Origin of the sequence: Mycetohabitans endofungorum (assembly GCF_002927045.1) — a bacterium.
Classification (GTDB): domain Bacteria; phylum Pseudomonadota; class Gammaproteobacteria; order Burkholderiales; family Burkholderiaceae; genus Mycetohabitans; species Mycetohabitans endofungorum.
The window spans coordinates 124,319-136,106 of the sequence record NZ_PRDW01000004.1; the positions used below are offsets into that span (position 1 = coordinate 124,319).

The 11,788-nt window shown below is 61.6% G+C and carries 9 protein-coding genes; 3 read left to right on the plus strand and 6 right to left on the minus strand.

Translation table 11 applies throughout. The features are described 5' to 3' along the window. Positions 1-13: 13 nt before the first annotated feature. A complete protein-coding gene (truB, locus tag B0O95_RS05375; protein ID WP_104076969.1) occupies positions 14-958 on the plus strand; it encodes a tRNA pseudouridine(55) synthase TruB in 945 nt (314 codons plus the stop codon). Positions 959-968: 10 nt separating this feature from the next. Here truB and B0O95_RS05380 read toward each other — a convergent pair whose 3' ends face one another. Further along, on the minus strand, positions 969-2,159 hold the full coding sequence (locus B0O95_RS05380; RefSeq protein WP_146063987.1) for a hypothetical protein: 1,191 nt from the start codon (positions 2,157-2,159) through the stop codon (positions 969-971). A gap of 61 nt (positions 2,160-2,220) precedes the next feature. Here B0O95_RS05380 and B0O95_RS15360 point away from each other — a divergent pair, with 61 nt between their 5' ends. Further along, positions 2,221-2,412: a hypothetical protein gene (locus tag B0O95_RS15360; RefSeq protein WP_146063988.1), complete on the plus strand. Its 192-nt coding sequence runs from the start codon at positions 2,221-2,223 to the stop codon at positions 2,410-2,412. 133 nt (positions 2,413-2,545) lie between these two features. Here B0O95_RS15360 and B0O95_RS05385 read toward each other — a convergent pair whose 3' ends face one another. The 5 genes from B0O95_RS05385 to B0O95_RS05405 form a co-directional block, all read right to left on the minus strand. Further along, positions 2,546-4,069 carry a hypothetical protein gene (locus B0O95_RS05385; protein ID WP_146063989.1) on the minus strand — a complete coding sequence of 508 codons (1,524 nt, stop codon included), beginning with the start codon at positions 4,067-4,069 and terminating at the stop codon, positions 2,546-2,548. Between the two features lie 412 nt (positions 4,070-4,481). Beyond that, positions 4,482-6,041, minus strand: coding sequence for a DHA2 family efflux MFS transporter permease subunit (locus B0O95_RS05390; protein WP_104076972.1), 1,560 nt, complete (start codon positions 6,039-6,041; stop codon positions 4,482-4,484). Between the two features lie 9 nt (positions 6,042-6,050). Next, entirely contained in the window at positions 6,051-7,307 is a 1,257-nt protein-coding gene (locus B0O95_RS05395) for an HlyD family secretion protein (RefSeq protein WP_104076973.1), read from the minus strand. Positions 7,308-7,375: 68 nt separating this feature from the next. Then, positions 7,376-8,854 carry an efflux transporter outer membrane subunit gene (locus B0O95_RS05400; RefSeq protein ID WP_104077101.1) on the minus strand — a complete coding sequence of 493 codons (1,479 nt, stop codon included), beginning with the start codon at positions 8,852-8,854 and terminating at the stop codon, positions 7,376-7,378. Between the two features lie 188 nt (positions 8,855-9,042). Then, a complete protein-coding gene (locus B0O95_RS05405) occupies positions 9,043-9,519 on the minus strand; it encodes a MarR family winged helix-turn-helix transcriptional regulator (RefSeq protein WP_104076974.1) in 477 nt (158 codons plus the stop codon). A 280-nt stretch (positions 9,520-9,799) separates the two neighbouring features. On the opposite strand from B0O95_RS05405, the gene typA reads away from it, so the two are divergent. Beyond that, the gene (gene typA, locus B0O95_RS05410) at positions 9,800-11,626 is read left to right on the plus strand and encodes a translational GTPase TypA (RefSeq protein ID WP_104076975.1); all 1,827 of its coding nucleotides are present in this window, start codon (positions 9,800-9,802) and stop codon (positions 11,624-11,626) included. The last annotated feature ends 162 nt before the right edge of the window (positions 11,627-11,788 follow it).

Genomic DNA, 11,788 nt, shown 5'->3' on the forward strand with positions numbered 1-11,788 from the left:
GCGCGATATCGATATGACGCAACGACGCGATCCGACACGGCCGCGCCTTGTCCGGCGCCCCGTGGACGGTGTGTTACTGCTGGACAAGCCAGTGGGGCTGTCCAGCAATGATGCGTTGATGCGCGCCAAGCGCCTGTTCAACGCGAAAAAGGCCGGGCACACCGGAACGCTAGACCCGCTTGCGTCTGGTCTGTTGCCGCTGTGTTTCGGCGAGGCGACCAAGTTTTCGCAGGATCTGCTTGATGCGGACAAGACCTATGACGCGACACTGAAGCTTGGCGTGCGCACGACGACCGGTGACGCGGAGGGTGACGTGCTGCAGATACGGCCTGTTACGTGCGACCGGGCGGCGCTCGACGCGGCGCTCATCGCGTTCCGTGGTCCAATCATGCAGGTGCCGCCAATGTACTCGGCGCTCAAGCGCGACGGCAAACCGCTCTATGCATACGCGCGGGCAGGCCATACGCTCGAGCGCGAAGCGCGTGCGGTGACGATCCACGCGTTGGAATGCATCACGTGCGCATTGGACGGTGCAGCGTCCGTGACGATCCGCGTCACGTGCAGCAAGGGCACCTATATTCGCGTGCTGGCTGAGGACATTGGCGAAGCACTGGGTTGCGGCGCGCATTTGACGATGCTGCGCCGCACCGGTGTTGGAGCATTGACGCTAAACGACGCTGTAACGTTGGATGAACTGTCCGATGTGGACGAGCCGCGACGTTTGGCCTATCTGCAACCGATCGATGCGTTATTATCAACGTTTGCGCCAGTCGAGCTGGATGCCGAAATGGCCCGGCGTTTCACGCACGGCCAGCGGTTGCGGTTGGGAAATGAACCGAACGTGGGTGACGACGTCAGGGTCAGGGTATATGACGCTGACGGGCGTCGGCTGCTTGGGCTCGGCCGGTGGCAGTGTGGTGTGCTGTTGCCAGAACGCCTGATTGCTCCCCGCAGTTAACGCCGGTTCGTTACGCGATTTCGTTGAATTGACTTTCGAGCCACACCGCCATCCTTTGTCGCTGTTCGGCGGGCAGCGTTGCCGATATCGATTCGAGCAGCGAAAGCGCGGCGCTGAACTGTTCGAGCGTCATTTTGCCCGAGTGCCACAGCGTGTGGCTTAGCGCTTGCACCCGATCCCATCGATCCTGTTGCGCTGCCGCCGATGGCGGCGCGGCGTCATCGAACCGTGCTGTGTCGGCATTGGCAACGTGGTGCACCGCCGCGGTGGCGGCGATCAGCGGCCCGACCGCGTCCGCGTCGCTATGCTGAGTAGCAATCGATATCAAGTTGTCCAAACGGTCTTGCTGTTCGGTGCTTTCCAGCCGTTGCAGGCACGGCACGAGTTCCGCTATCGAAGTGGGTGGTTCTGCTATCGCGGCATGCACCAATGCGTCGAAACTGGCTGCGCGCTCGTCATCGGGCAAACGGTTTAACAGCGATGCCATGACCTCAATGGCGTCCACTTTGTCCGGTCCGCGCAACTTCCTAATTGCGTCGAGTCCTACATTGAATGCCGCTCGCTGCGCAGAGTGCTCTGGCACGATTGCATCGTGGGGGCTGTCGGAACTGTAACACATGTGGTTAAAGCACCTGGGCAGCACGTCGATCAATGCCCGGTACGGGATGGCACTTGCCTGTGCCGGTTGCCGCTCGAGTTTGGATAGCGTCCAATGAATTGCGTCCAGGTGCCCGTCCTGCATCCATGGGATTTGCTCGATTACGTGTGTTTGAAGCTTCGTCTTATCCATAGGCAACCGGCAAGCGGCGTCGAAGATGTCTTTGAATTCCTGCAGCGGCGCTTGCTGCTCATCGCTGCCCAGTTCCATCGCACGCGCGTGGAGCCGCGCTGCGCGGATTTGCAACCACGACGCTTGCCACGCATGGGACGACGCGGTCGCGAACGACCACAGGTGACGATAAGCAGTGGTTTGTTCGATGTTCGTCGTGGGTTCAGCGACTCGACAGGCGATGATCTCAAGCACTTCTAGCGGCAGCTTCGTCAGCGTTGGCGTGTGCTCTGGCAGTCTGCTCGCGCGATTGCGCGTCGGCGGAACCTCCGAGGCCGCGCTGCGCGGCAGTGACGCCAATGCGTCCAATCGATAGTCGTGTGACGTCGCCGGCATCTGGCGTGACGCCGGCATCTGATTGGATGCAACCAATGCGGTCTCGGCGTCCGGGACCTCAGGAGCGCAACCTGCGCCCGTCATGCAAGGTAAATAGGTGAACAAGTTTATTGACATCGCGTATTTTCATTTCAAGCCGTTTAACCCAGGGGCTGGCGGGCGCGCTGCGTCGATCATGCCGCCCAATGCGATGGGGCTGTATCGCATTGGCCAATGTCCCCTAATCGTGGCGAGTTGCCATGTGCTGCACAGCATAGTCATTACGCCAGCGCCGGAGCTAGTAAGGTAGTCGGAATCGACAGGGAAACGAAATTTACCCGTGCTCGACGCAGCCCACGTTGTGCCGGTGTCGTGCGGGTGTGGTCAGCAAATATCGCGGCCTAAGGGATCAGTGCGCTACCGATCGTTCCTGCTCCGTGCTGCTATGCGAAGGGGAATGCAATGCGTGCCAGACGAGACTGGGTGGGATCCGTGCACCGCTTGCGCCATTGGTCTATCCAAGGTTGCGAAGAGGGCGAAAAGTTGACGGAGCTGCCTCGGAGTCGAAATGGGTCTTCAAGCGCCGTCTGCGCATCGCGACTATTGTGTGGCGTGGCGCAATCTAGCATACGGGCCAGCATGTCGAAAACTTCGCGCTTTTGGTCATCTGGCGAACGGTGTATCTGTGCAACGAGGCAGGAAAGGAGTTCGACTCTCGAGTGCAATTGCGATCGGCTCAATACCTGGCTTTGTGTCGGAAACTCGCTGACTTTACGAAGTAGCCACTCGTACATTGGCTGTTGCTCTGCCTGAGGAACGGCACTTAGCTGGCTAGCAACGGCGGCTAATACCGTGTTTGCGTTGCGGTCCCTAGATGGGTCCAGCGATTGGTCTGCAAGGCTGCGAACCGCTGCGCACGCCGCGCTAGCATGTTCGCCTGGAAGACGGACCGCGGTATTCAGCAAAGGTTCGATCACGCCTGTGATGCGGTGTTGCGTTGCCACTTGCAGCAGTGCGTGCCAGCGTGCAGGTCTGTCGTTATTGGAAAGAAGATGGAGGTGAGCCACGAGCGTTGGTGCCGATGCACCGCCATGTTGCTGTACAACGGACAGCAAGCCATCGAATTTCGCAGCACGCTCTTCTGTTGGAAGTTGTGAAAGTAGTGGCGCAAGTGTTTCCACCAGCTTCGGACTGATGGCGTGTGCTGTGCTCACCAGTGCATCAAAACGGGGCGCCAAATCTTGCGCAGGCAGCTTGGGCAGCGCGGCCGCTAACATAGCCTCAGTCGCTTTCTTCTTGACGATTCTCTCAGCGACACTATTCGAGTGCGGCGGAAGCTGGGGCGCGGCGTCGATCAGTTGGAGCAGTAATGCGTGCAGGTTGGCACGAGTGTCTCCGTCGGACCGCCAGTCGTCGATGATGCTTGGTATCGCGTTAACGACGCGCGGTATTTCATTAAACAGCGCAATATACTGTGCTTGGCACTCATGGAGATCGGTCTGCTTGAGTCCGGCGGCGACGTATTGCGCCGCACGATAAGCGTCGTATGTCGGCAGGCAGTGCATCTGACCGATGATATAGGCTTCCACCGAAGGGCGCCGTGGTTGCAGTGTCATCGCGCTAGCAAAGATTTCTGTGAACTTGTCAACTCGCTTCGGTTCGTTGAGCCGCTTTAGGTCGCTGGCCTGCTGCGCGAGCTTTGCGCCCTCAAGTTCAGGCCTTAGCCATTCGGACAAACCGGGTATCACCAACGAAAACTGTTGCAGACTGTTGAAGTAGGATCTGCATGAATCCGTCCAATTCGGTTCGTTGATCATCTTCGCGATGATCATATGAATTTCGTTGGGCAACCTCAGCAAGTGCGGCGGCAAAGCTGTGACGTCCGTTTTGGGCGTACTCGCGCGAGAAGCGCGCGACGCGTTGCCCTTGTGCCATGTTGGTTGCCGCAGTGCCTTGAACTTTGTCAATGCGTTGGCTCGATCCGATGTGGAACCGGCCGATCGTGACGGGCGTTGCGGTTCGTGATCCATGACGTCGGGTTTGACGCAGGCCACCAAGTAACGAGAACAGTTTTTAAACCATGCGTTTGGCACGTTGCCCCCCGTAGATCGATTTTGGACGCAGATAGTAAATCGTCTAAATTAGTTTGTTATGCAAATTATCGAACTGGGCATTTGAATTACGAACGACTTCTATACGGTCAGTATTTGGGCGACACGAATATGATGGAAACCGACACTTGTCGCGGGCTGCGCTTAACAAGCGCGTTTGCCGGAACCACGACTCGACATGATCAGAGGGTGAAGCGGCCAATGTGTTGGAACGGGGGGCGCGACTGGCGGTCTGTAAGGGGGCCACCCGTCGCACCGAACCTGGCGTTCAATGTGCGGCTGATGCTGCGGCCCCTGCATCGCTGCCGCTGCCGCGTTCAGGCTTGGTGATCCAGATCAACGCAATCAGGGCGATGAAGATCGCAGCGGAGAGGTAGAACAGGTCGTTGACCCCCAATTGCGCGGCCTGTTGTGTCATGAGATTGTTGACCATCCCATATGACTGCGCTTCACTCATGCCGAGTGCGCGCATTTGAGCGACCGATTGCCCGAATACCGGGCTGAATTGACCGGTTTGCTCGGCCAGTTGCGCATGATGCAGGATCGTGCGATGGTCCCATGCGGTCTGGAAGATGGACGTGCCAATGCCGCCGCACATGATCCGCACGAAGTTTGACAGGCCCGAGGCCGCGGCGATCCGATGCGGCGGCAAGCCGGACAGCGTGATCGACACCAGCGGGATGAAGAACCCGGCCATGCCGATGCCCTGGATAAACGTGGGCACCATCAGCGCAAACGTATCGACGCCGGTCGTGTACCGCGAACGCAGGTAGAAACACAATGCGAACACGGTGAACGCTGCGGTCGCAATGTAGCGCGGATCGGTCTTCGGCATGTATTTGCCGGTTAGCGGCGACAACAAAATTGCGAAGATGCCGACCGGCGCCATGACCAGTCCCGCCTGCGTGGCGGTATAGCCGATGTGCGTCTGCAGCCACAAGGGCAGCAGCACCAGGTTACCGAAGTACAATCCGTAGCCGACCGACAGCGCCACCGTGCCGCCGGTGAAATTGCGCCGCTGAAACAACGACAGATCGACGACCGGATGCTTGTCGGTCAGCTCCCATACGACAAAGAATGCGAAGGTGATGATCGCGATCAGTGTCAGCACGATGATCGTTGTCGAGTTGAACCAATCGAGGTCCTTGCCCTTGTCGAGCATAATCTGTAACGAGCCAACCCACAGCACGAGTAGCATCAGCCCAACGCCGTCGATTGGCGCGCGTTTGACCTCGGAGTCGCGCTTGCGGAAGATCACCCACGTCGCGATCGCAGCGACGATCCCGACCGGGATGTTCACGTAGAAGATCCACGGCCACGAATAATTATCGGAGATCCACCCGCCCAGGATCGGGCCGAGCACGGGCGCGACGAGCGTGGTCATGCCCCATAGTGCTAGCGCCATCGCGGACTTGGAACGCGGGTAGCTTGCCAGCAGCAGCGTTTGTGAAAGCGGGATCATCGGACCGGCCACCGCGCCCTGTAGCACGCGCGATGCCAGTAGAAATGGCAGCGATGGCGCCAGCCCGCACAACCACGACGAGATGACGAACAGCACGATCGACGTGAGAAATAGCCGGACCTGGCCGATTCGCTCGGTCAGCCAGCCGGTCAACGGCACCGAGATCGCGTTGGCGACGGCGAACGACGTGATGACCCACGTGCCCTGGTCCGACGACACGCCAAGGTCACCGGAGATCGTCGGGATCGCTACATTGGCGATCGACGTGTCCAGTACGTTCATGAACACGGCGAGCGAGACCGCGATGGTCCCGACCACCAGTTGCATGCCCGACAGCGGCGGGTGAGACGCTTGTGTCTGGCTCATGGTATAGCCCTACCGTGCGGCGTGCCGGGCTGCGGCCGGGGCCGGCTTGGCCGTACCCGCGGAGGCGGAAACGGAAGCGGAGGCGGCAGCAGCGCCGCCGCTGCCGTCGTTCTCGCGGATGATGCGCTCGATTTCAGCATCGGCCTGCTTGCCGTACTCGTCGAACACGTCGGTCTGGTACACCATAGTCGGTGCGTTGCCGAGTTTGCCGCCTTGCTCGTCCTTGATCGACACGTTGGCGGTCATCGACAGGCCGATGCGCAGCGGGTGCTTCCTCAACTCCTCGGGATCGAGCTGCACGCGCACCGGCAGGCGCTGCACGACCTTGATCCAGTTGCCGGTGGCGTTTTGCGCGGGCAACAGCGAAAAGGCCGAGCCGGTACCGGCCGAAAAGCCCTGGATCTTGCCGTGGTACACGACCGATGAGCCGTAGACGTCGGAGGTGACCTCGACGGGTTGGCCGATGCGCATGTGCTTGAGCTGAACTTCCTTGAAGTTCGCGTCGACCCAGACCTCGTTCAGCGGCACGATCGCCATCAGCGGCGTGCCGGGCGACACGCGCTGGCCCACCTGCACGCTGCGCTTGGCGACATAACCGGTCACCGGTGCAGGCAGTATGTTGCGCGCGTAGCTCAGGTAGGCATCCCTAACCTTGGCCGCGGCCGCCAGTACGTTCGGATGCTGTGCGATCGCGATGTTGGCGGTCAACACGCGGTTGGACGCCAGCTGTTGCTGGGCGATGTCGAGAGCGGCCTGCGCGGCCTTAACCGCGTCACGCGCATGCGAGATTTCCTCCTGCGATACCGCGCCGGTCTGGGCGACCGTCAAACGGCGGCGCAGGTCGTCCCGCGCGCGTGACAGGTCGGATTGGCGCTGCGCGACCGCGGCCTGGTACTGGTTGTTGTTCACGTACAGCGTACGGACCTGGCGCACGGTCTGTGCCAAATCGGCTTCAGCCTGTTGCAGCGCGACGCGCGAATCAGCCGGATCGAGCAGTACCAGCGGTTGACCCTTCTGCACGACCTGGGTGTCGTCTGCCTTCACCGCGATCACCGTGCCGGTGACCTGCGGCGTGATCTGCACCACGTTGCCGTTGACGTATGCGTCATCGGTTTCCTCGTGAAACCGCGCAACCAACAGGTAATACGCGCCGTAGGCGATCGCGGCAATCACGATCACGATTGTCACCAGCACCATCAGGCGCCGGCGTTTGCCGTTGCCTGCGTTTGCGTCGGGCGTGGCGCCTTGTTGTTGGGGGCTGCTCATAAATCGCTCCGTGTCCTCAAGTCTGATTCATTGGCATGGCCGGGTGGCCGGACGTGCGGGTTGGCTCATCATTGGGCCGGCTCGGTTGCGCCGAGCACGGTGCCGTTCGCGTCGAAACCGCCGCCTAGCGCTTTGATCAGGGCCAGTTGCAGGTCGCGTCGACGCATTGTCAAATTGACCAGGGTCTGCTGCTGCGCCAACTGCAGGCTGTCGGCGTAGAGCGCCTGTAATTGCGGCGCCAGGCCGGCCTTATAGCGGATCACCGCTAGTTCGTACGCGCGTTGGCTCGCGTCGTAAGCGGCTTGCGCGTCGACGAGCTGCTGGTCGATCGAGCGGATGGCGGCTACCTGGGTCGCGACATCGTTCAGTGCACCGATTAGCGTCTGGTTGTAGTTCGCCACCGCGCTGTCGTAGTCGGCAAGCTTGCCTTTCAGGTTCGCGCGCAGCGTGCCGCCGTCGAAGATCGGCAAGTGGAGCGCCGGTCCAGCCTGGATCTGGCGGCTGCCGGACTGCAGGAACCGGCCCCAGCCGAAAGCATCGAAACCGAACCCGGCGCTCAGGTTAATGTCTGGGAAAAACTCGGCCTTGGCTACCTTGATGTTGTGCGTGGCGGCCTCCACCTGCCACCGTGCGGCGACGATGTCGGGGCGGCGCGACAGCAGGTCCGCTGGCAGGTTTGCCGGCAGCGCGATGCTGCCACCCACGCCAAGCCGCGGCGTCGCGATACGCAGCCCGCGGTCCGGTCCCTTGCCGAGCAGTGCGCCGAGTTGGTATCGCGTCGTGGTGATCTGTCCGTCCAGGTCAGTCAGCGAGGTCTTGCTTGTCGCAATGTTGCCCTCAGCGGTGCGGCGCTCCACCTCAGTATCCAGGCCTGCGGCGAGGCGCCCTCGCGTGATGGCGCCTACATCGGTGCGGTTCGAGACCTCGCGCTGCGCGACCTCACGCAGCGCGTACAGTTGCGCGAGCTGGTTGTAGGCGCGCGCTACCGACGTCGCCAGCGTTAGCCGCGCCTGTTGCGCCTCAGCTGCGGCGACTTTCTCCTGGGAGATCGCCGAGCGCAGCGCTTCCCGGTTTTTGCCCCACAGGTCCAGTTCGTACGTCGCGCTTGCCAGCACATTGTTTTCGCTGTACCACGCGCCGCCATACGGCGGCGGGAAGAGCGCATTGCCCGAGTAAAGTTCGCGCGTCCAAGTGTATTTCGCGTCCGCCTTGGGCAGCGTGCTGGCGTTGGCGCCCTGCACATACGACGCGGCCTTGGCCAGCCGCGCCTGCGCCAGGGCAATGGTCGGACTGTCGGCCAGCGCCTCGTCGATTAGTTGCGGCAATTGTGGATCGCCGAACTGAGCAGCCCAATCCAGCGCGGGCCAGGTGCCGCCTTCAGTGGGCAGACTTTGCGCGCTGTCGAAGCTGTCGGCCCGCGCCGGCTGCTTGTCGCTGCGCAGCCCGATATAGTTGGCGCAGCCGCCGAGCACTAGGGCGGTCGCCACCAGCGCGGCGGCGCACCGGGCCAGCCGCGCCGGCGGGGCGGAGAATGAAACGACTTTCATCGATCGGTCCTTCGGATGACCCATATATTGGACATTGCAACCAAATTCCTACTATCAGCCAACAAAAAGTCAACTAAAAAGCTTGCCAATACAACTGATTGCACGCGGCATAACCGGATTCGTCGGCGCGATCTGGCCGCTGATGGTGCGATCTGGCCGCCGACTTAGGCAGCGGGGTCGCCTGGCGCTTAACTGGGCGTTTCGTCGCAGTTGACCAGGATGCGGCGCAGCATGCTTTTGAGGAAACCGACTTCGTCGGGGGTGAAACCGGTCAGCAGCTTGTCCAGTACCCGGTTGTATATCGCTGGCATCCGTGCGGCCAGCGCGGTCCCTTCGTCCGTCAGCTTGAGGCGCACGACACGACGGTCTTCTTCACTGCGCACCCGGCAGAGCAGGCCGCGTTTCTCGAGCCGGTCGATGAGCCGCGTCACCGCGCTCGCGTCGATGCCATATTCGCGTGCAAGCTCGGCCGCGGCAAGGCAACGGCCACTGCCGAGCATGAACAGGATGCTTGCCTGCGTGCTGGTGATGCCTAGTTCGGCCATCGTTTGCTGCGACACCATGTTCCAGATGTTCGAGCGGACCCGCGCGAGCAGATAGCCGACGCTCTCGCCGAATGGGTAATTTGCGATTTCGGGCGGCAATTCGGTGTTCGGACTCGACATAACAGGTGTATCGGCAATAGTTGACTTGGCATGGATTATAGGAACCGCCGTGGAACATCGCAACGGGGTTTTCCGCAAAACTGCTTAAAACCGTAGGATAGTGCGCCGTGCGCACTGCGCATGCATGTCGCGGACGCCGCAGCGTGGTAGAATCTTTGGTTTCCAATTTGGCGCCCGTGCCTGCGTCGCTCGCCGCTGCGGTGCGACCTCCGGGCTGCGTGCAGCCGCTTTGCCTTGCGTCGGCCCGCTTCGCCACGCACCGCGTTCGAACGATTCCTCTATGACACGCCCGCTCCGCAATATCGCCATCATCGCGCACGTCGACCATGGTAAGACCACGCTCGTGGACCAGCTGCTCCGGCAGTCCGGCACGTTCCGTGAAAACCAGCAAGTCGCCGAGCGCGTGATGGACTCGAACGACATCGAGAAGGAGCGTGGCATCACGATCCTCGCAAAGAACTGCGCCGTCGAATACGAAGGCACGCATATCAACATTGTTGACACGCCGGGGCACGCCGACTTCGGTGGCGAAGTCGAGCGCGTGCTGTCAATGGTCGATTCAGTGCTGCTGCTGGTCGACGCGGTCGAAGGGCCGATGCCGCAGACGCGCTTTGTCACGAAGAAGGCGTTGGCGCTCGGGCTCAAGCCGATCGTGGTCGTCAACAAGATCGACCGTCCGGGCGCGCGGCCGGACTGGGTGATCAACCAGACGTTCGACCTGTTCGATAAGCTCGGCGCAAACGACGAGCAGCTCGATTTCCCGGTGGTCTATGCATCGGCGCTGAACGGTTATGCCAGCCTGGACGCGCAGGTACGCGAAGGCGACATGCGCCCGCTGTTCGAAGCGATACTGCAATACGTGCCGGTGCGCGAGGCCGATCCGCACGCGCCGCTGCAGTTGCAGATCACGTCGCTGGACTATTCGACCTATGTCGGCCGCATCGGTGTGGGCCGCATCACGCGTGGGCGCATCAAGGCCGGTCAGCCGGTCGTGATGCGTTTTGGCCCGCAGGGCGAGCTGTTGAACCGCAAGATTAATCAGGTGCAGGTCTTCAAGGGGCTGGAGCGCGTGCAGGTGGACAGCGCCGAGGCCGGCGACATCGTGCTGATTAACGGCATCGACGATGTCGGCATCGGCGCGACGATTTGCGCACCGGACGCGCCGGACGCGCTGCCGATGATTACCGTCGATGAGCCGACGCTGACGATGAACTTCTGTGTGAACACGTCGCCGTTGGCGGGCAAGGAAGGCAAGTTCATCACTAGCCGCCAGATCCGCGAGCGGCTGAACCGGGAGCTGAATCATAATGTCGCGTTGAGAGTCAAGGATACCGGCGACGAGACGGTGTTCGAGGTGTCCGGCCGCGGCGAGCTGCATTTGACTATCTTGATTGAGAACATGCGTCGTGAAGGCTACGAACTCGCGGTATCGCGCCCGCGTGTGGTGGTGCGCGAGATCGAGGGTGTCAGGCATGAGCCGTATGAGCTGCTGACCGTGGATCTCGAGGACGGTCATCAGGGCGCGGTGATGGAGGAGCTGGGACGCCGCAAGGGCGAGCTGCTTGACATGGCGTCCGACGGCCGCGGGCGTACACGGCTGGAATACCGGATTCCGGCGCGTGGACTGATCGGCTTCCAAAGCGAATTTCTCACGCTGACGCGCGGCACCGGCCTGATGAGCCACATCTTCGATGCATACCAGCCGATGCGGGACGGCACGATCGGCGAGCGGCGCAACGGCGTGCTGATTTCGCAGGATGACGGCGCCGCGGTCGCGTACGCGCTGTGGAAGCTGCAGGATCGTGGTCGCATGTTCGTGTCGCCGGGCGATGCGCTATACGAAGGGATGATCATCGGCATTCACAGCCGTGACAATGACCTGGTGGTCAATCCGATCCGCGGCAAGCAGCTGACAAACGTGCGCGCATCGGGGACCGACGAGGCGGTGCGTCTCGTTCCGCCGGTCCAGTTGACGCTCGAGTATGCGGTCGAGTTCATCGACGACGACGAGCTTGTCGAGGTCACGCCGCAGTCGATCCGGCTGCGCAAGCGGCACTTGAAGGAGCACGAGCGCCGGCGCGCGAGCCGCGAGGCCGCGGCCGACTGACGGGCGACGCTGTAGCGACGCCGCCGGTCGGCGAAGCCCGTTGTGCCGCATCGGCGTCATGCCAGCATGAGTCGGTGTGGCGTTTTTGTATCGGTGTGGTGCAGGCGACCCGTCCTCGGTCTGCTCCGTTCAGGCCCGGCATCGGCCCGCTTGCAGACGAGG

Coding starts and splice junctions, on each gene's coding strand:
- B0O95_RS05390 (WP_104076972.1), bottom strand. CDS start 6,041: ATGAGCCAGACACAAGCGTCTCACCCGCCGCTGTCGGGCATGCAACTG.
- truB (WP_104076969.1), top strand. CDS start 14: ATGACGCAACGACGCGATCCGACACGGCCGCGCCTTGTCCGGCGCCCC.
- typA (WP_104076975.1), top strand. CDS start 9,800: ATGACACGCCCGCTCCGCAATATCGCCATCATCGCGCACGTCGACCAT.
- B0O95_RS05405 (WP_104076974.1), bottom strand. CDS start 9,519: ATGTCGAGTCCGAACACCGAATTGCCGCCCGAAATCGCAAATTACCCA.
- B0O95_RS05400 (WP_104077101.1), bottom strand. CDS start 8,854: ATGAAAGTCGTTTCATTCTCCGCCCCGCCGGCGCGGCTGGCCCGGTGC.
- B0O95_RS05395 (WP_104076973.1), bottom strand. CDS start 7,307: ATGAGCAGCCCCCAACAACAAGGCGCCACGCCCGACGCAAACGCAGGC.